An 18,385-nucleotide genomic window follows, 5' to 3' on the forward strand; every position below is an offset into this window, starting at 1 on the left:
GGGGGCGGGAGCCGCCCGCAGGGGAATCCGCGGATTCCCTCCCGCACCCCCTTGTGACCGGCGCCACGACTGCGTACTATGCCGCGAGTGTCTGCCTACTGGAGTGTCGCCCGCGCCTCCTTCCGGCAGTACTCCACCTACCGCATGGCGACGGCCGCGGGAGTGTTCACCAACTCGATCTTCGGGCTGATCCGCGCCTCGATCCTGCTCGCCGCGATCCATGCCGCCGGCGGGGAGCTGCGCGGCTACGACGCCCTCCAGGCCGCGACCTATGTGTGGCTCGGGCAGGCGCTGCTCGCCCCCATCGAGGCCTTCGGCACCCGCGAGATCTCCCAGCGCGTGCACCAGGGCGACGTGGCCGTGGACCTCCTGCGCCCCACCCACCTGCTCGGCATGTTCTACGCGCAGAAGCTGGGCCGCGCCGGGTTCCTGCTGCTCGCCCGCGGCGTGCCTCCGATGCTCGTGGGCGCCCTGCTCACCGGGCTCGCCCTGCCGAGCGACCCGCTCTCCTACCTCGTGGGCGCCGCCTGCCTGCTGCTCGCGATCACCGTCGCCTTCCTCGGGGACGCGATGATCAATCTCGCCTCCTTCTGGCTCGTCGAGACGCGCGGGCTGAGCGTCGTCTACATGGCGGTGATGAACCTGCTCTCCGGCTTCCTCATCCCGATCGCCTGGTTCCCGGACTGGCTCGCCGCGATCGCCCGCGCGACCCCCTTCCCCTCGATGGTGCAGACCCCGATCGATGCGCTCTCCGGCCGGATCCCGCCGATCGAGGCGCTCGCGCTGCTGGGCGAGCAGGCGGCCTGGGCGGTCGTGCTCACGGTCGCCGCCGTGCTCATGCTGCGCATCGGCGTGCGCTCCCTGGAGGTGCAGGGTGGCTGATCACGCCCGCAGCGCTCCCGCCGCCGCGTCCCCGCGCGGCGAGCGACCGCTCTCCCTGCCCCGCGTCATGGGCCTGCTCTACGCGTCCCGGATCCGCTCGCAGGCCTCGTTCCGCACGAGCTTCGTCGCGGACGTCCTCGGCCAGATGCTCGTGGTGGGCACCGAGTTCCTCGAGCTCTGGGTGATCCTCTCGCAGGTCGGGGTGCTCGGCGGGATGACCCTCACCCAGGTGGCGGTCGTGTACGGCCTCGGTGCCCTCGCCTTCGGCCTCGCGGACCTCTTCTTCGGGGAGATCGACGGGCTCTCCACGATGGTGCGCTCCGGGAAGCTCGAGACGCTGCTGATCCGGCCGCTTCCCGTGCTGCTGCAGATCTCGAGCATGGACCTCTCTCTGCGGCGCCTGGGCCGGATCCTGGTGGGGCTGTCCACCTACGTGATCGCGCTCGTGGTCGCCGGGTTCTCGCCCACGCCGCTCACCCTCCTGCTCGCCGTCACCGCGCCGCTCGCCGGCGCGGCCGTGTTCGCGGCGCTGCTGACGATGGCGGGGGCGATGCAGTTCTGGCTCGTCGACGGCCGCGAGTTCGCGAACGCCTTCACCTACGGCGGCAACTACGTCGCGACGAACCCGGGCGCCGTCTTCCCGCTGCCGCTGCGGGCCTTCTTCACCTTCGTCGTCCCCGCGACCCTCATCGCCTACGCCCCCACCCTGACCCTGCTGGACCTGCCGGGCCCCGCCCTCATCCCGGCGTGGTCGGGATGGCTCGGGGTGCCGGCGGCGATCCTCACCTGGACCCTCGCGTCGCTGCTCTGGCGCGCCGGGGTGCGCCGCTACACCGGAGCCGGAGGCTGACCATGACCACGTCCCCCACCTCGATCACCGACTCCCCCGCCGCGGCCGACGACGCCCCGGCCATCGTCCTGGACGCCCTGCGCCGCGACTTCGCCGTGCGCAGCCGTCGCCCCGGCTCCCTGCGCCGAGAGCGGCGCACCGTCCGCGCCGTGGACGACCTCACCCTCACCGTGCGCCGCGGGGAGGCCGTCGGCTTCGTCGGCGCGAACGGCGCGGGCAAGTCGACGACGATCAAGATGATGACCGGCATCCTGCGCCCCACCTCCGGGACCGTGAGCGTGCTGGGCCGCGAGCCGGTCCCCGAGCGGCGGCACCTGGCGCGGGAGATCGGCGTCGTCTTCGGCCAGCGCTCGCAGCTGTGGTGGGACCTGCCGCTGCGCGAGTCCTACCGGATCCTCGCCGCGATGCACCGCCTCACCGACTCCGCCCGGGAGCGGCGGCTCGAGCGGCTCGTCGAGGGCCTGGGCCTCGAGGAGTTCCTGGACCGGCCCGTGCGCCAGCTGTCGCTGGGCCAGCGGATGCGCGGCGAGGTCGCCGCCGCGCTGCTGCACTCCCCCGCGCTCGTGGTGCTCGACGAGCCGACGATCGGGCTGGACATGGTCTCCAAGGAGGGGCTGCGCCGCTTCCTCCAGGAGGACCGCGCCGAGCGCGGCACCACGCTCTTCCTCACCACCCACGACATGGGCGACGTGGAGCGGCTGTGCGAGCGGATCGCGGTCGTCAACCACGGCAGCGTCGCCTTCGACGGCACGATCACCGCGTTCCGCGAGCACCTCGACTCCCCGCGCGAGCTGATCGTGGACCTCGCCGAGCCGCGCGAGGCCCTGACCCTGCCCGCCGGGGCCGCGACCGACGCCGTCGAGGCCGAGGGGATCCGCCACCGCATCCGCTTCTCCGGCACCTCGCTGACCGTGCCCGCCCTGCTCGAGGCGATCGGCACGCAGGCGACCATCCGGGACCTCGCGCTGACCGAGCCCGCGATCGAGGACCTCGTGCGTCAGGTGTACGCGCGGGGGAAGGGACCGGCTCGCGGGGCGGGCGACGGGCCCGACCAGGGGCCGGACCGGGCATAGGGGACACCCCGGGTGGTGCGATGATGGACGACTCCCCGCCCGCGCCCCTGAAGGAGGACCATGGCCCGCTCGTATGCGACCGTCGGCCAGATGACGACCTATGCCGTGGACAAGGCCGTCTCCTCCCCGGACCTCGCCTCCCACCGTGACCACACCGCGCATGTGGAGCTCATGCTGAGCCACATGCTCGAGTTCGTGCTCATGGCGCCGCGCAGCCGTGAGGCGTTCCTGCGCACGATCGCGCGCAGCGAGCGCGGGACCGGCGCGATCGTCGCCGACCCCCGACCCCGCCGCTCCTCCCCCGATCTCGTCGCGGACCTCCTGCCCGAGGACGGCGCCGCGGAGGACGCGGCCCGCCTCGGCGTCGCCGTGCGCGTGCAGTCGCCGCTGAGCACCGCCCGCCTCGTGCGCATCGCCGCCGCGCTGGGCCCGGACCCGCAGGACGCGATCGTCAGCATCGTGCGCAGCCACGACGCGGACGCCCAGCGCCGCACGGCCGCGGAGGCCACCGCCCAGCTCGAGGCGACCACCCCCACGGTGCCCGCGATCGTGGTCTCCACCTGGAGCCGCATCGGGAAGAAGCTCGCGAAGGCCGATCCCGGCCACAAGGACCTCTGGGAGACGATCGGGGAGATCGGGGAGAACGCCGGCTCGCCCGTCGTCCAGTACCCGCTCGACGCCCGCGCCCTGCTCACCTCCCCGCGCGTCGCGGAGGAGCTCCACGGCCACCTCGAGCTGCTGCGCCGGGCGAGCCGCGAGCTGCTGAACACCTCGCCCCGCTTCTCCACCCGCCGCGGCCAGGTGGGCGCGCACCTGCAGGCCGGCGTGACCCGTGCCCGCGCCGGGCTCGAGCTGGGCGAGGCGGATCGCGGCACCCTCGTGCACGCCCGCCGCGGCACCCGCACCCCGATCCCGCTCGGCATCGGCTCCCTCGAGGACCCTGCCGAGCTCGCGCTGGCCGAGGAGCGGCTCGACGCGCTCGCCCGCGACGCCGCCGCCTGGCGGGCCGATCCGTCCCTGCTCCCGGATCCCCCGGAGCTGATCGGCACGGCGGTCTCCCCCGAGGCGGAGGGCGCGCGGCTCCTGCTGTGGGCCCTGTTCCATCCGACCCTGCTCGCCGAGCGCGGCTTCGCCCTGGCACCGGCGCGCCGCCAGCCGGCGCTCACCTCGACGACCCTCGCCCTGCGGCTCGTCGAGGCCGACGGCGACCCCGAGGTGCTGTACCGGATCTCGGTGGGCGGCGCCGCGCCGTGGACCTCCCTCGTGCCGCGCGTGACCCGCGAGGCGACCGCGGAGCTGGCCCCCGAGTCCTACGCGGTCGCGCCCGGGAAGGGCCAGTCCACCTCCGACTTCGTGTGGGAGGTCCACCGGGCCCTGCGCTCGCTGACGATCCCCGTGCGCGACCTGCGCGGCTGAGGATCCGCGCGGCCGTCGGCGATCTCACGCCGCCACCTGCCGCCCCGGTGCGCCAGGATGGTGCCATGACGGAGAGCGCAGGGGCCGCGGTGCGGCACGGGGAGTACAAGGTCCGCGGCGGGAAGCTCGTCTCGGTGGACCTCACCATCGACGAGGGCCGGATCGCCTCCGCCCACGTGTTCGGCGACTTCTTCCTCGAGCCGGACCATGCGCTCGAGGAGATCGACGCGGCACTCGTGGGCCTGCCCTCGGACGTCTCCTCCTCCGCCGCCACCGCCGCGATCACCACCCGCCTCGAGGCGCTGCCCGGCGGCGTGCAGATGATCGGCTTCGACGCGGAGGCGGTCGCGATCGCCGCCCGCCGCGCCCTGGGCCAGGCGAGCTCCTGGGACGACCTCACCTTCGACGTCATCGGCCCGCAGGTGCTGCCGCCCGCGATGCACGTCGCCCTCGACGAGGTGCTCCCCCACGAGGTCGCCGCGGGCCGCCGGGCGCCCCTGTTCCGGATCTGGGACTGGGACGAGCCGTGCGTGGTGATCGGCTCCTACCAGTCGCTGCGCAACGAGGTCGACGCCGAGGGCGCCGCCCGCCACGGCATCGACGTGGTGCGCCGCATCACCGGCGGCGGCGCGATGTTCATGGAGCACGGCAACTGCATCACCTACTCGCTCGTGGTCCCCACCTCGCTCGTCGAGGGCCTCAGCTTCGAGCAGGCCTACGCCTACCTCGACGACTGGGTCATGGCGGCGCTCGCGGAGATCGGCGTGAAGGCCCGCTACGTCCCGCTCAACGACATCGCCTCGGAGCAGGGCAAGATCGGCGGCGCCGCCCAGCGCCGCTTCGCCGGCGGCGTGCTGCTGCACCACGTGACGATGAGCTACGACATCGACGCGCAGAAGATGGGTGAGGTGCTGCGGATCGGCCGGGAGAAGCTCTCCGACAAGGGCACGAAGAGCGCGAACAAGCGCGTGGACCCGATCCGCTCGCAGACGGGCCTTCCGCGCGACGAGATCATCGCCGGCTTCCTGGACGTCTTCCGCTCCCGCTACGCGACGACGGACTCCGCGTACACCGAGGCGGAGCTCGAGGCGGCCCGCGAGCTGGTGCGCACCAAGTTCGGCACCGAGGAATGGACCGCGCGCATCCCCTGATGTGCGGGCCCGCGACCCAGGAGAAGTGCACGTGAATGCTCGCCGATTCCTTCCCGGCGCCCGCGCGGACTTGCTGAGCCGCGGCCTCTCGCCCGGCTCCTTCGCCGGGCTGACCGCCGATGCCTCGACCCACGCCTCCCCCGGCGACGCCTACGGGGACCTGGCACCGGGCGACCTCGCCGAGAACGGCGCGCACCTCTTCCTCCGCCATCTCGACGGGGCGCTGTGCGCCCTGCGGGAGGCCGGCCTCACCCCGGAGGATGCGCGGAACTGCGTGCGAGGCGGCGCCGACGTCTTCCTGAATCCGCTGAGCCGGACCAGCCCCGCGGGAGCCACGTGCCGGCCCTGCGACTCCGCGTTCTGGCTCCGCCATGCCGAAGCCGCCGCTCTCGCCCGGACGGCTCCCGAGCCCCTCGACGAGGACCTCCCCGCGACGTTCGCCCTGTTCATGGGGCCCGACGGCGAGGCGGTCGTGATGGCGACCGGCGCCCTGATGTGGGGGCCGACGCTCCGCGTGCTCGACCACGACGGCACCACCGTGCCGGCCGCCGCCGTGCCGCTGAGCCCGAGCTTCCCCACCCCCGGCGACGGGGCGGAGGCGCTGCGGATCGCCCCTGCGTGAGCCGGGCCGACACCCACGTCAACCCATAAGCTCAACTTCTGCCCGACCCGATCCCTGCTGTGGTCATTCTTCGCCACGAACCGCGCTCCCCCGGTGCCGCCGTGCCTAGCGTGACGACACCGACCGGAGGCGCAGCAGGCGCCCCGGCAGCGCAGCAGAAGCGGGAGCCTCCATGACACTCCACGACACCGCACCCCTCGCGGGCGCCGCCGGGACGGACGCCGCCCGGCCCATCGCCAGCGGCATCATCGACCTCATCGGCGGGACCCCGCTCATCGAGCTGAGCCGCTTCGCCGCCGCGCGCGGGGCCCGCGCACGGATCCTCGGCAAGGCGGAGTTCCAGAACCCCCTGGGCAGCGTGAAGGACCGCATCGCCTGGGGCATCATCCGCAGCGCGGAGGAGGAGGGCCGCCTCCACCCCGGGGACCTCATCGTCGACATCACGAGCGGGAACACCGGGATCGCGCTCGCCGCGATCGCCGCCGGCCGCGGCTACCGCACGAAGTTCTATCTCGGCGACAACATCAGCCCGGACAAGCACCTGCTGCTCGAGGCGATCGGCGCCGAGCTCGTCACGGTCCCCAACAGCCTCTTCCTGGACCCCGAGGCGCTGGACATCCTGTTCGCCCGCGCCCAGGAGGAGAACCCCGGAGCCTTCATCGCGGATCAGCTGAGCAACCCCGCGAACCCCGCCGCGCACTACGCGAGCACCGGCCCGGAGATCTGGCGGGACACCGAGGGCGCGGTCGACGTGCTCGTCGCCGGGGTCGGCACCGGAGGGACCTCCGCCGGCACCGGCCGTTTCCTCAAGAAGCGCAAGCCCGAGGTGCGGGTCGTCATCGCCGAGCCGGGCGAGGGCTCGGTGCCCACCGAGGAGGCGCCCTACCCGGACGAGATCGACGGCGTGCACAAGGTCGTCGACGTGGAGCCCGAGCAGCTCCCCGGCAACTACGACGCCGCGCTCGTGGACGAGGTCGTGGGCGTCGAGGCCGCGGAGGCCTACGCCGCCGCGCGGGCCGCGCTCCACGAGGAGGGTCTGCTGGTCGGCCCGTCCGCGGGCGCGAACCTCGAGGTCGCCGCTCGGCTCGCCCAGCGGCCCGAGCTCGAGGGCGCGACGATCGTCGTGATCCTCGCGGACACCGGCGAGCGCTACCTCTCCGCCGGGGTGTTCGGCGCCCGCCCGGAGCCGCGGCGATGACCGGGGTCGCCGTCGTCGGCGCACACTCCCCCTCCGCCTCCCGCGCCGCGGGCCCCGATCCCGCGGCCGCGGCCGCGCTCACGATCCGCCGGATCGCGCCGGAGGAGCTGGAGCCGACGGCCGCGCTGCTGGTCGACGCCTACGGCTCCGACTACTCGATCGACGAGCGCTACCGGCAGGTGCTGCTGGACGTGCGCACGCGGGCGAGGGACCACGAGACCTGGGTCGCCGTGGACGCCGAGGACGGCTCCCTGCTCGGCACCGTGACGACGGGACGACCGGGTGAGCTGATCACCCCGATCGGTCGGCCCGGCGAGCTCGACTTCCGCCTCCTCGGCGTCGCGCCGTCGGCCCGCCGTCGCGGCGTGGGGCGGGCGCTCACCCAGCACGTGCTGCGCCTCGCGTGGGAGCGGGGCGCGAGCGCCGTGGTGATGAACAGCGGCGGGCAGATGCACCCCGCGCACCGGCTCTACGAGTCCCTGGGCTTCGAGGTGCTCACCGAGCGGGTCCGCGAGTTCGGCGACGGGCACGTCTCGCTCGCGTTCGGGATCACCCTGCCGCAGCCCGGGAGGTCGTGAGCCCGAGCGCCGCGTGCCGCCCGCGGTAGATCCCCGTGCGCAGCTCGATCTCCCAGGCCTCCGCGGCGGGCATGCCCCGCTCGTGGGCGACGGCGATCTCGGCCTCGACGTCGTAGGGGACGCGCACGAACTGCACGCCGAACGGGGCGGGTGCGCCGCCCGGCCCGTCCTCGTCGTCGCCCTCGAGGATCACGTACGAGGGGACGGGGCCGTCGAGCGGGTTGCCGACGCTGCCGACGTTGACGAGCGTCCGCTCCCCCTGCACCTCGAGGAAGGCGTCGTGGATGTCGCCGTAGGCGAGCACGTCCGCCGACGGGCCGTCCCCGGTGAACGGCGTCGGCTCGAACATCATCGCGAAGGTCGCCGGTTCCGGGTCCCGGTGCACCCGGGTGAACTCGTCGATCGGCGAGGCGTGCACGAGCCGCACGATCCGGCCCGAGAGCCGCAGGTCGAGGCTGCCGGGGAGCCCGAGCAGCCAGCCGCGCCGCTCGGCGCCCAGCTCGCCGTGCCACCACGCGGGCCCCTCCCCCTCGGGCGCCTCGGTGCCCGCGACGAACACCTCCCAGTTCCCGCGCACCGTCGCCTCGCAGCGCTCCCGGGTGAGGTCCGCGCAGGCCGCACCTCGCGGCCCCTTCCCGACGACGTCGCCGAGGTCGATCACGCGGGTGATGCCGCGGGAGGCGATGTCCGCGAGGACCGCCTCGTAGGCGGTGAGGTTGCCGTGCACGTCGGAGACCAGGGCGATGCGGGTGAGGGCCATGCGCTCACGCTACGGCGGGGCCGGGGACCGCGGCAGCGACCCGTCGGCCGCCCCTCCTCCCCCGGGCGTGGCGCACCTGACGCTCCAGGGAGCGGGATCGACGTTGCGTGCGGGCGCGGGCCTGGAACAATGGCCCCCATGACCGATACCGCACCACGCCAGCCCGCCGCCATCCCCGATCGGCCCTCCCTCGAGGGGCTCGAGGAGAAGTGGGACCGCGTATGGAGCGAGCAGAAGCTCTACGCCTTCGATCCGGAGACCACCCGCGACCAGGTGTTCAGCGTCGACACCCCGCCGCCCACGGCCTCGGGCTCCCTGCACGTGGGCCACGTGTTCGGCTACTCGCAGGCGGACATGATCGTGCGCTACCAGCGCATGCGCGGGAAGAACATCTTCTATCCGCTGGGCTGGGACGACAACGGCCTGCCCACCGAGCGCCGCGTGCAGAACTACTACGGGGTGCGCTGCGACCCGTCGCTGCCCTACGACCCGGACTTCACGCCCCCGCAGGAGGGCGGCGACAACAAGTCCGCGAAGGCCGCGAACCAGCTGCCGATCTCCCGTCGCAACTTCATCGAGCTGTGCGAGCGCCTCACCGAGATCGACGAGAAGTCCTTCGAGGACGTCTTCCGCACCCTGGGCCTCTCGGTGGACTGGAAGCACGGCTACCAGACCATCAACGCCCACTCCCGCGCCACGAGCCAGCGGGCGTTCCTCGAGAACCTCGCCGCCGGCCAGGCCTACCAGTCCGAGGCCCCCACCATGTGGGACGTCACCTACCGCACCGCCGTCGCCCAGGCGGAGCAGGAGGACCGCGACCGCGACGGCGCGTACCACCGCCTCGGCTTCACCCGCACGGACGGCTCCGGCGAGAAGGTCGTCATCGCGACCACCCGCCCCGAGCTGCTGCCCGCGTGCGTGGCCCTCGTCGCCCACCCCGACGACGAGCGCTACCAGGGCCTGTTCGGCTCGACCGTCACCTCGCCACTGTTCGGCGTCGAGGTGCCCGTGCTCGCCCATCCCCTCGCCCAGCCCGACAAGGGCGCCGGCATCGCGATGATCTGCACCTTCGGCGACGCGAACGACGTCACCTGGTGGCGGGAGCTCGAGCTTCCCACCCGCTCGGTGATCGGCCGCGACGGCCGCTTCCTGCCCGAGGCCCCGTGGATCACCACCCCCGAGGGGCAGGCGAACTACGCCGAGCTCGCGGGGCTCACCGTGTTCAGCGCGCAGAAGCGCGTGGTGGAGATGGCGACGGAGTCCGGCGACCTCACCGGCGAGATCGAGAAGATCTCCCACCCGGTGAAGTTCTACGAGAACGGCGACAAGCCGCTCGAGTACGTGACCTCCCGCCAGTGGTACCTCACCAACGGCGGCCGCGACGGCTCCGAGGGCGGTCTGCGCGACGAGCTCATCGCCCGCGGCCGCGAGCTGACCTGGCACCCGGCGCACATGGAGTCCCGCTACCGCAACTGGGTCGAGGGCCTCGCCGGCGACTGGCTGATCTCCCGCCAGCGCTTCTTCGGGGTGCCCTTCCCCGTCTGGTACGGCGTCGGCGCGGACGGCGAGACCGACTACGACACGGTGCTCACCCCGTCCGTCGACCGCCTCCCGATCGACCCCACGATCGACGTGCCCGAGGGCTTCACCGAGGAGCAGCGCGGCCAAGCCGGCGGCTTCGTCGCGGACCCCGACATCCTCGACACCTGGGCGACCTCCTCGCTCACCCCGCAGCTCGCGGGCGGCTGGAACTCCGACCCGGAACTGTTCTCCAAGGTGTACCCGATGGACCTGCGCCCCCAGGGCCACGACATCATCCGCACCTGGCTGTTCTCGACGATCGTGCGCTCGCACCTGCAGCAGGACGCCCTGCCGTGGAAGCACGCCTCGATCAACGGCTGGATCCTCGATCCCGACCGCAAGAAGATGTCGAAGTCCAAGGGCAACGTCGTCACCCCGATCGGTCTGCTCGAGCAGCACGGCTCCGACGGCGTGCGCTACTGGGCCGGCCGTGCCCGCCAGGGCGTGGACACCGCGTTCGACGAGGGCCAGATGAAGATCGGTCGCCGTCTCGCGATCAAGATCCTCAACGCCTCGAAGTTCGCGCTCGGCTTCGGCGAGGCCCCCGCGGATCCCTCGGGCGCCCTCGCCGCGGACCCGGCCGCCGTCACCGATCCGCTGGACCGGGCGCTGCTGGCGAACCTCGCCGAGGTCGTCGAGCAGTCCACCACCGCCTTCGAGGACATGGACTACGCGCGGGTGCTCGAGCTCGTCGAGCCGTTCTTCTGGGCGTTCTGCGACGACTACATCGAGCTGGTCAAGGAGCGTGCCCACGGCAACGCCCCCTCCGGCCAGGCCGGTGCCGACTCGGCCCGCGCGGCGCTCGCGATCGCGCTCGAGGTGCAGCTGCGCCTGTTCGCACCCGTGATCGTCTTCGCGACCGAGGAGGTGTGGTCGTGGTGGCGCGGCGGCAGCGTGCACACGCAGCCCTGGCCCGTGGAGGAGCCGCTGCGCGCCGCCGCCCAGGGGCAGGACGCCGCGCTGCTGGACACCGTGGCCCAGGCCGCGATCGTCGTGCGCCGCCTGAAGTCCGACGCGAAGGTCTCCCAGAAGACGCCCGTGCTCTCGGTGACGCTCCGCGCCCCGGAGGCTGCCGCCGGCCACCTCGAGGCCGCCCGCGGTGACCTCATGGCGCTGGGCCGCATCGAAGCGCTCGAGATCGCCGGCGGCGACGTCGACGCGATCAGCACCGAGGACGCCGAGCTGGGCGAGCCGCCCGTGAAGCAGCCGCGCAACCAGGGTTGATCAGGGCCTGCACCGCTGAGCGTCCCGACGGCGCCTCCTGTCCACAGGGGGCGCCGTCGGCATGTGCTGCTCCGTGTGCTCTGACAGACTCGACCTCATGCAGACCCAGACGTTCCGCTCCGGCGCCGCGACGATGATGATGTGGATCGGCCCGTTCGTCGCCCTGATCGCGGTGGTGCTCTTCGTCCCGCTCCCCCTGGTCCTCTGGGCGACCAGCGGGGACGCGGCGGTGCTGCTGATGCTGCTGTTCGTGCCGGTCAGTCTGGTCGCCGGGCTGCTCCTGCATCTCGCGGGACGGCGCAGCCGGGTCGAGCTCACCGGGGAGGCCGTCACCTGGCGCACGCTCACGAGCGCCCCGCGCACCGTGCCCTTCTCCGCGATCCAGGGGGTCGAGGTCCCGACAGCCCGCCGCGGTCCGCGCAGCGTCCGTCTGCACCTGAGGGACGGCGCCGTCGTCCCGGTCACCGCGGTGAGCATGTCCGGGGGCGAGGGCGGCAACAGCGCCGATGCCGGATACCTCCGCACCGCGCAGGCGATCACGGACGCGCACCGTGGATGGTGGAGTCATCACGGTCAGAGGCGCTGAGGCCGCCAGGACGCGGATGTGCTGAGCGTGGGCCCCGTTGTCGGGCTCAGTCGAAGGGGTTGATCGCGCTCACCGTGCTGCCCACGGCATCACGAGCGCCGTCGAAGGCTCCGGAGGCGTCGGAGATCGCGTCGTCGAGGTCGTAATCCCCTGGGGTGAAGGTGTTGACGATGGCGTTCGGATGAACGGCGAGACTGGTCGTGCCCCCGAGCCCGAGCTCGACGGCGAGCTGGCCACCGACGTTCACCGAGACCTCATCCGTGGAGATCGTCGCCCCTCCCGAGGCCCCGGCGCCCGCCCCCGCCTTCTCGCTGATCGATGTGGACCCGGAGAACCAGCCGAACGGGCCCGTCTGCTCGAACTTCTGCGTGACCTGACCGCCGGCGAAGGCGTTCGCCCCGCCACCGAACGTCACCCCGTTGGCCTGACCATCCTCGTTGCGCGTCAGATGCGCGTACCGCGAGGCATCCGCGTTGGCACCCACGAAGTAGTCCTGGGTCAGGGTGCCCGAGGTCCCGAGCGGTCCGTCGACAGTGGCGCTCTGCGACGCGTACAGCCCCGATCCCGCCTTGGCTCCGAACGAGTACCCGTCCGGTCCCACCGTGCCACCGGCCTCGGCATAGGATTCGGCGCCGACCCGTGCGCTCGCGTCGATCCCGGTACCGAAGGGCCCGTTCAGGTGCGTGTCCACTCCTGCCTCGAGGCTCCCGCGCGCACCGACGGTACCCGTGTGGTTGCCGTAGGGATCCTCGGTCAGACTCGCTCCGACGCTGTAGTTCACCCCGGCATGCGCATCCAGGGTGCCCGTCCCGTTGCTGATCTCCTGCCCGGGGAGCAGATCGTCGGTCCAAGTGAACTGCTCCCCCACCGGGCGCTGCTGGCCGTACATCTGCCCGCGGGTGCCGTACCCGGGGTCGCCGTAGAACTCCTGTGGACCTTTCGGCAGATTCGCACGATCGAAGGGGCCGGGGTTCTCCCACGGCCCTCCCGGCCCCGGCAACGGGAAGGGGAACGGCAGCGGGCTGCCGAAGGGCCCGCCGCCGCCGCTGCCGTCGCCGTCGGAGGCGCCGTCCTGCTCCTCGGCCTGGGCGGTCAGCTCGTCCGCCCGGGCGCGCAGGGCGTCGGCCCGCGCGGTGAGCTGGGCGCGCACCTCGGACTGCCAGCGCTCGCGGAAGGCCTCCGCGTCGGGCCCCGTCCACTCGACCGCGCCGACCATCGCGGAGGTGGTCCCGATGAGGTCCCTGAGGGTGCCCGAGCCGCGCAGGCAGGCCCCCGCCTGCTCGCGCAGCTGCTCCGTGTCCGCACCGTAGAACCCGCTCATCGCGGCACCGTCCCTGTCTGTCCTGCCCCACTGTCCCTGACGTGCTCCCGAGACTAGGCCGCCCCCGTGCCGCACGGCGATGGGGAGGACTCCCCATAGGCTGGCGGCCATGCATTCGACCTTCCGCTCCGCCGACTCCCACGTGAACGTCGTCGTCGGCCCTGCGGTGATGCTGATCGGGGTCGGCACCGCGATCGGCGCGGTGGTGCTCACGCTCGTGCTGGGCGAGGCGGGCTTCCTGGCCCTGCTGATCCCCGCCGCGCTCGCCCTGGGCGGCGGGGCGCTCGTGCTGTGGGGCGCCCGGCGCTCGCGGCTGCGGATCGACGCCGCCGGTTTCCGGTGGGCGGGCTTCGTGGGCGCCGAGCAGTCGGTGCGCTGGGAGCAGCTGCAGCGGATCGCGCCGCCCACCCCGGGGGACCGCCGGCTCGTGGCATTCGCGCTGCTGCACGACGGCACGGCCGTGCCCGTCCGGGCGCTGTGGGAGCCCGCGACGGTGCCGTCCGTGCTGAGCGGCGGCCCCGATCACTCGGCGGTGCAGCACGCGCTGGTCACCGCGCACCAGCGGTGGCTGGCCGCCCGGGGCTGAGAGCACACCCCGACATGAGGACTCCCGCTCAGCGGGCCACCTGACGGTGCCCGGCGTCGAGGCGACGGGTCCAGCCCCGCGCGTCGAGATGCTCGAGCAGCGGGATGACGACCCGCCGTGTGGTGCCGAGGGCCTGCCGGGCCTGGGAGGTCGTGAAGGGCTGCTCGAGCCGGGACAGCTCCCGCATGGCGAGGGCCGCCGCCGTGGGCAGCAGGATCACCTCGCCGGGCAGGCGCAGCAGTCGCCCCAGGCGCGCCGCGGCGGCGAGCTGCTCGGGACCCAGGTCCAGGGCGGCGAGATCATCCGCCTCGGGGGCCCGGAAGGGCTCCGCACGCAGTCGCCGCTCGAGCTCGGCGACGGCTCCCTCGGCGTCGCCGAGGCCGTCTTGCCGCGCCGGATCGCGGAGCCGGCCGTCCTGATCCTCGAGACCGGCGCGCCGCACGAGGACCTCGAGGAGCGCGGGTGCCGGCAGCGGCGGTGCGCCTGAGGCACGGGGCGCCGGCTCCCGGGCCAGGGCGTCGAGCGCGGCCTTCCGGGGCAGGCCGGCGGAGAGCGGGTGCTCCCGGTGCTCGGCCTCGACGAGGGCGCGCAGCCGCGCGGTCCAGTCCCGCAGCGCCGCTTCCGCGGCGAGGAGCTCGCCGCCGCGGCCGTCGGCCACCCGCGCCACGCCCTCGGGCAGCACGGCCGGCACCTGCACCCCCTGGCGCGCGAGGACGGCCGACGGCACCGCGCCGCGTCGCGCGACCTCCGCGGCGAGGTCGCCGCCGTCGCCGGTCGCGGCGAGCGCGGCGGCCCGGCGGGCGGCGTCCCCGCGGCGCGTGAGGACGGGCGGGTCGACGTCGAGCACGAGGGCGCCGCTGCGGAGGGTCTGCTCCCCCGAGCCGCGCAGCACCATCCGGTCGCCCACCCGCAGCGGCAGCGGGCGGGCGAGGGTGAGGCGCGCATGGTCCTCGCCGAGCGGTCGCACGCGCACCGGGACGGCGGCGGTGCCGACGTGGGCGACGAGCTCCCCCGGCGCGTCGGCGAAGGTGCCCGGGACGGTCGCGCGCACGTCCAGGAGCGCCGTCGCCGGCCATGCCCCGGGGGTGAGCAGGGCGTCGCCCCGGGCCACGTCGTCGGCGTCCACGCCGCGGAGGTTCACGGCGGCGCGGCTCACGGGACCCAGCTCGGGGACCTGACCCCCGCGGGACTGCAGCCCGCGCACCTGGACGCGCCTCGGCTCCCCCGCCCCGGCGAGCTCGAGGGTGTCGCCGGTGCGCAGGGTTCCCCCGCTGAGGGTGCCGGTGACGACGGTCCCGGCGCCGGTGATCGAGAAGGCGCGGTCCACCCACAGCCGCACGGGCGCCTCCGGCTGGGGCCGGCGGGCGGCGGCGAGCACGTCGTCGAGGGCGGCGCGCAGCGCGTCCAGGCCCTCGCCGGTGCGGGCGGAGACGGCGACGGCGGGCACCTGGGCGAGGCCCGTCCCGGCGAGCTCGGCGCGGGCCTGCGCGGTGACCTCCTCGACGCGGTCCGGGGCGAGGTCGCTGCGGGTCACGACGAGCAGTCCCTGGTCGATGCCGAGGGCGGCGATCGCGTCGCGGTGGTCCGAGGACTGCGCCTGCCAGCCGGCGTCCGCCGCGACGACGAAGCAGACGATCGGGGCGGGGCCGATCCCCGCGAGCATGTTGCCGAGGAAGCGCTCGTGGCCGGGGACGTCGACGACGGCGACCTCCGCGCCGGAGGGCAGGGTCGTCCAGGCGAAGCCGAGGTCGATCGTGAGCCCGCGACGGCGCTCCTCGTCCCAGCGGTCCGGCTCGATGCCGGTCAGGGCGCGCACCAGCGTGGACTTGCCGTGGTCCACGTGCCCGGCGGTCGCGACGACCTGCATCAGCGGTGCTCCCTCGCCGCGTCCACCGCCGTCACGAGCGCGTCCTCCTGGGCCTCGGGCACGCAGCGGAGGTCCAGCAGCAGCCGTCCCTGGGAGAGCACGCCCACCACGGCCGGGTCTCCCGTGCGCAGGGCAGGGGCGAGCTCGGGCTCGAGGGCGATCGCCCAGCCGGGAAGCGGCACCTCGGCGCCGCCTCCGCCGCCCACGCGGCCGTCGTGCGCGACGACCTCCCCGCCGATCCGCGCGGCGAGGGCCTCGGTGCGCCGGCGCAGCGCGGCGGGGTCGGTGCGCAGCGCCGCGAGGACGGGCGGCACGGGCCCGGTGAGGGTCGCCTCGAGGGCGGCGAGGGCGAGCTTGTCCGCGCGCACGGCGCGGGCGAGCGGGTGCCGGGCGAGGCGGGCGATGGTCGCGGCGGTGCCCAGCAGGATCCCGGCCTGCGGACCGCCCAGGAGCTTGTCGCCGCTCGTGATGACGACGTCGGCCCCGGCCTCGAGGGCCGCGGCCGCATCAGGCTCCCCAGGCAGCACGGGCTCCGGGCGCAGCAGCCCCGAGCCGAGGTCCGCGATGAGCGGCAGGCCGTGCTCGTGGGCGATCCCGGCGAGTTCGTCGATGCCGACCTCGCTCGTGAAGCCCTCGATGCGGTAGTTGCTCGTGTGGACCTTCAGCAGCGCGCCCACCTGCCCGTCCTCGCAGGCGGCGGTGTAGTCCGCGGCGTGGGTGCGGTTGGTGGTGCCGACCTCGCGCACGCGCGCTCCCGCGGAGGCGACGAGGTCCGCGAGGCGGAACCCGGCGCCGATCTCCACGATCTCCCCGCGGCTCCACACCACCTCGTCCCCGGCGGCGAGCGCGGTCGTCGCGAGCAGCAGCGCCGCGGCACCGTTGTTGACGACGAGGGCGTCCTCCGCGGCGGGGCAGGCCGCGAGCAGCGCGGCCCGGGCACCGGCGCCGCGGCGGGAGCGGGCACCGGTCACCAGGTCGAGCTCGACGTCCGTGTATCCGGCGGCGTCCTGCAGGGCGGCGCGGGCCGGCGCCGAGAGCGGCGCCCGACCGAGGTTCGTGTGGACGATGACGCCGGTTGCGTTGAGGACGGGCCGCATCGAGGCGGCGGAGTGGTCGCCGATCGCGCCGAGCACCGCGTCCTCCACCTGCTCGGGCGTGATCTCCCCGGCACGGGCACGGTCCTGGGCGGCGCGCACGATCCCGCGGAGCACGGTCTCGCCGAGGCTCGCACGGGCCCGCTCCACGGCCGGCAGCGCGAGCAGCGCGTCGGTGCGCGGGATCCGACGGCGAGGGTCCTCGTGCTCGGCGCCCTGCGGCGCGCTCCCCTGCGTCATCGACTCTCCTCGCACGGCCGGGCCGGACCCGGCGGGATGGACCGGGCATGCGGCCCGGACTGGCGGAGGCGGACGGGAATCGAACCCGCCAGCCCGAGATGCTCGGGCTCGATGGTTTTGAAGACCACGGCGCCCACCAGGACACGGACGCCTCCCTGGGACGAGGCCGTCGGCTCGCGCCGGGCATCCCATCCCTCGGGAAGACTATCGCTCCCCGCCGGTGCGCCCGGCACCCGGCGCCGGGCGCTCAGCGCGCGCCGAGCATCGGGCACTCGAAGGGGTCGCGGGCGGCGAGGCCGACCTCGTTGAGGTGGCGCACCACGATGAGGTAGGAGCGGTGCAGCGGGACCTCCGCGTAGGGGACCTCGAGCCGGGCGCAGTGCTCGCGCACGATCGCGCGGGCCCGCGCGAGGTGCGGGCGCGGCATCGACGGGAACAGATGGTGCTCGATCTGGTGGTTCAGGCCGCCGTAGAGCAGCGTCGCCCACCATCCGCCGGCGATGTTGCGGGAGGTGCGCACCTGCTTGGAGAAGAAGTCGAGGCGGGCCGCGGGCGCCACGACCGGCATCCCCTTGTGGTTCGGGGCGAAGGACGCCCCCATGCACACGCCGAACACGGCCTCCTGGACCGCGAGGAAGGCGACCGCCATGAGCGGCGGCAGCAGCAGGAAAGCGGGCACGGCGAGCACGGCTGTGCGTACCAGGATGAGCGCCATCTCGGTGAAGCGGCGCGTCGTGGGGCGACGGGAGAGCAGGTGACGGGCGCTGTGCAGGTGGAGGTTCAGACCCTCGAGGGTGAGCAGGGGGAAGAACAGCCAGCCCTGGCGCCGGGTGATCCAGCGCCGCAGACCGCGGGCCTCGGCGGCGTCCGACGGGAGGAACGAGATCGTGTCCACCTCGACGTCCGGGTCCTTGCCCACCTGGTTGGGGTTGCCGTGGTGACGGGAGTGCTTGGAGTCCCACCAGCTGAAGCTGAGGCCCACCACTCCGGCCAGCAGCCGCGCGAGCCGGGTGTTCGCGCGCCCGCCGGCGAGGACCTGACGATGCCCGGCCTCATGGGCGATGAAGGCGATCTGGGTGCAGATCACGCCGAGGGCGGCGGCGATCAGCAGCTGCCACCAGCTCTCCCCCAGCAGGATCATCCCCGCCCCGCACGCGGCGAGCGCGAGGGCGAGCACCGCGCCGACCACGGCGTAGTAGCCGCGGGCGCGCTCGAGCAGACCCTCCGCCTTCACCAGCCGGGAGACCTCCGCGAAGGCGCGCAGCTGCGGAGGGAAGGAGGAGGCGTCGATCTGGCCGGTGGTGGGGGCGCCGGGAGGGGCGGTGGCGCGGGCGGGGGTGAGGGCCGTCATCGGGC

16 protein-coding genes and 1 tRNA gene are annotated in these 18,385 nt (G+C 74.1%); 11 read left to right on the plus strand and 6 right to left on the minus strand.

Annotated features, from left to right (window positions below; genetic code table 11):
- Window positions 1-78 precede the first annotated feature (78 nt).
- The 8 genes from NLU66_RS15275 (at window position 79) to NLU66_RS15310 (ending at window position 7,770) form a co-directional block, all read left to right on the plus strand.
- Window positions 79-882, plus strand: a complete 804-nt coding sequence (locus tag NLU66_RS15275) for an ABC transporter permease (protein ID WP_416232165.1) — start codon at window positions 79-81, stop codon at window positions 880-882.
- A complete protein-coding gene (locus tag NLU66_RS15280; RefSeq protein WP_259360468.1) occupies window positions 875-1,732 on the plus strand; it encodes an ABC transporter permease in 858 nt (285 codons plus the stop codon). Before NLU66_RS15275 ends, NLU66_RS15280 begins: the two co-directional genes overlap by 8 nt.
- Before the next feature lie 2 nt (window positions 1,733-1,734).
- On the plus strand, window positions 1,735-2,805 hold the full coding sequence (locus NLU66_RS15285) for an ABC transporter ATP-binding protein (RefSeq protein ID WP_259360469.1): 1,071 nt from the start codon (window positions 1,735-1,737) through the stop codon (window positions 2,803-2,805).
- Between the two features lie 60 nt (window positions 2,806-2,865).
- Window positions 2,866-4,221, plus strand: coding sequence for a hypothetical protein (locus tag NLU66_RS15290; protein ID WP_259360470.1), 1,356 nt, complete (start codon window positions 2,866-2,868; stop codon window positions 4,219-4,221).
- A gap of 65 nt (window positions 4,222-4,286) precedes the next feature.
- Complete coding sequence (locus NLU66_RS15295; protein ID WP_259360471.1) at window positions 4,287-5,372, plus strand: lipoyl protein ligase domain-containing protein; 1,086 nt, start codon at window positions 4,287-4,289, stop codon at window positions 5,370-5,372.
- 31 nt (window positions 5,373-5,403) lie between these two features.
- Window positions 5,404-5,994, plus strand: coding sequence for a hypothetical protein (locus tag NLU66_RS15300; protein ID WP_259360472.1), 591 nt, complete (start codon window positions 5,404-5,406; stop codon window positions 5,992-5,994).
- Window positions 5,995-6,166: 172 nt separating this feature from the next.
- A complete protein-coding gene (locus NLU66_RS15305; protein ID WP_259360473.1) occupies window positions 6,167-7,192 on the plus strand; it encodes a PLP-dependent cysteine synthase family protein in 1,026 nt (341 codons plus the stop codon).
- Window positions 7,189-7,770, plus strand: coding sequence for a GNAT family N-acetyltransferase (locus tag NLU66_RS15310; RefSeq protein WP_259360474.1), 582 nt, complete (start codon window positions 7,189-7,191; stop codon window positions 7,768-7,770). The genes NLU66_RS15305 and NLU66_RS15310 overlap by 4 nt, the downstream gene beginning before the upstream one ends.
- On the opposite strand, the gene NLU66_RS15315 is transcribed toward NLU66_RS15310, so the two are convergent.
- Window positions 7,742-8,530: a metallophosphoesterase family protein gene (locus NLU66_RS15315; protein ID WP_259360475.1), complete on the minus strand. Its 789-nt coding sequence runs from the start codon at window positions 8,528-8,530 to the stop codon at window positions 7,742-7,744. The two genes, NLU66_RS15310 and NLU66_RS15315, sit on opposite strands and share 29 nt — an antisense overlap.
- 138 nt (window positions 8,531-8,668) lie before the next feature.
- Here NLU66_RS15315 and valS point away from each other — a divergent pair, with 138 nt between their 5' ends.
- Both valS and NLU66_RS15325 read left to right on the plus strand, forming a co-directional pair.
- Window positions 8,669-11,335: a valine--tRNA ligase gene (gene valS / locus NLU66_RS15320; protein WP_259360476.1), complete on the plus strand. Its 2,667-nt coding sequence runs from the start codon at window positions 8,669-8,671 to the stop codon at window positions 11,333-11,335.
- A gap of 97 nt (window positions 11,336-11,432) precedes the next feature.
- Window positions 11,433-11,921, plus strand: coding sequence for a PH domain-containing protein (locus tag NLU66_RS15325; protein WP_259360477.1), 489 nt, complete (start codon window positions 11,433-11,435; stop codon window positions 11,919-11,921).
- Window positions 11,922-11,967: 46 nt separating this feature from the next.
- On the opposite strand, the gene NLU66_RS15330 is transcribed toward NLU66_RS15325, so the two are convergent.
- Window positions 11,968-13,242: a hypothetical protein gene (locus tag NLU66_RS15330; protein ID WP_259360478.1), complete on the minus strand. Its 1,275-nt coding sequence runs from the start codon at window positions 13,240-13,242 to the stop codon at window positions 11,968-11,970.
- 109 nt (window positions 13,243-13,351) lie between these two features.
- Between NLU66_RS15330 and NLU66_RS15335 the strand changes: the two genes are divergently transcribed.
- Entirely contained in the window at window positions 13,352-13,828 is a 477-nt protein-coding gene (locus NLU66_RS15335; RefSeq protein WP_259360479.1) for a hypothetical protein, read from the plus strand.
- 28 nt (window positions 13,829-13,856) lie between these two features.
- Here NLU66_RS15335 and selB read toward each other — a convergent pair whose 3' ends face one another.
- From selB to NLU66_RS15355, 4 genes are all read right to left on the minus strand, one after another.
- On the minus strand, window positions 13,857-15,695 hold the full coding sequence (gene selB / locus NLU66_RS15340) for a selenocysteine-specific translation elongation factor (protein ID WP_259360480.1): 1,839 nt from the start codon (window positions 15,693-15,695) through the stop codon (window positions 13,857-13,859).
- Window positions 15,695-17,029 carry an L-seryl-tRNA(Sec) selenium transferase gene (selA, locus tag NLU66_RS15345; RefSeq protein ID WP_259360481.1) on the minus strand — a complete coding sequence of 445 codons (1,335 nt, stop codon included), beginning with the start codon at window positions 17,027-17,029 and terminating at the stop codon, window positions 15,695-15,697. Before selA ends, selB begins: the two co-directional genes overlap by 1 nt.
- Before the next feature lie 60 nt (window positions 17,030-17,089).
- Window positions 17,090-17,184, minus strand: a tRNA-Sec gene (locus NLU66_RS15350).
- 92 nt (window positions 17,185-17,276) lie between these two features.
- A complete protein-coding gene (locus NLU66_RS15355) occupies window positions 17,277-18,380 on the minus strand; it encodes a fatty acid desaturase family protein (RefSeq protein ID WP_259360482.1) in 1,104 nt (367 codons plus the stop codon).
- Window positions 18,381-18,385 lie beyond the last annotated feature (5 nt).

This window comes from Brachybacterium sp. NBEC-018, from assembly GCF_024860185.1.
GTDB lineage: Bacteria > Actinomycetota > Actinomycetes > Actinomycetales > Dermabacteraceae > Brachybacterium > Brachybacterium rhamnosum.

Coding starts and splice junctions, on each gene's coding strand:
- selA (WP_259360481.1), bottom strand. CDS start 17,029: ATGACGCAGGGGAGCGCGCCGCAGGGCGCCGAGCACGAGGACCCTCGC.
- NLU66_RS15295 (WP_259360471.1), top strand. CDS start 4,287: ATGACGGAGAGCGCAGGGGCCGCGGTGCGGCACGGGGAGTACAAGGTC.
- NLU66_RS15330 (WP_259360478.1), bottom strand. CDS start 13,242: ATGAGCGGGTTCTACGGTGCGGACACGGAGCAGCTGCGCGAGCAGGCG.
- NLU66_RS15355 (WP_259360482.1), bottom strand. CDS start 18,380: ATGACGGCCCTCACCCCCGCCCGCGCCACCGCCCCTCCCGGCGCCCCC.
- NLU66_RS15285 (WP_259360469.1), top strand. CDS start 1,735: ATGACCACGTCCCCCACCTCGATCACCGACTCCCCCGCCGCGGCCGAC.
- valS (WP_259360476.1), top strand. CDS start 8,669: ATGACCGATACCGCACCACGCCAGCCCGCCGCCATCCCCGATCGGCCC.
- selB (WP_259360480.1), bottom strand. CDS start 15,695: ATGCAGGTCGTCGCGACCGCCGGGCACGTGGACCACGGCAAGTCCACG.
- NLU66_RS15310 (WP_259360474.1), top strand. CDS start 7,189: ATGACCGGGGTCGCCGTCGTCGGCGCACACTCCCCCTCCGCCTCCCGC.
- NLU66_RS15325 (WP_259360477.1), top strand. CDS start 11,433: ATGCAGACCCAGACGTTCCGCTCCGGCGCCGCGACGATGATGATGTGG.
- NLU66_RS15315 (WP_259360475.1), bottom strand. CDS start 8,530: ATGGCCCTCACCCGCATCGCCCTGGTCTCCGACGTGCACGGCAACCTC.
- NLU66_RS15305 (WP_259360473.1), top strand. CDS start 6,167: ATGACACTCCACGACACCGCACCCCTCGCGGGCGCCGCCGGGACGGAC.
- NLU66_RS15275 (WP_416232165.1), top strand. CDS start 79: ATGCCGCGAGTGTCTGCCTACTGGAGTGTCGCCCGCGCCTCCTTCCGG.
- NLU66_RS15290 (WP_259360470.1), top strand. CDS start 2,866: ATGGCCCGCTCGTATGCGACCGTCGGCCAGATGACGACCTATGCCGTG.
- NLU66_RS15335 (WP_259360479.1), top strand. CDS start 13,352: ATGCATTCGACCTTCCGCTCCGCCGACTCCCACGTGAACGTCGTCGTC.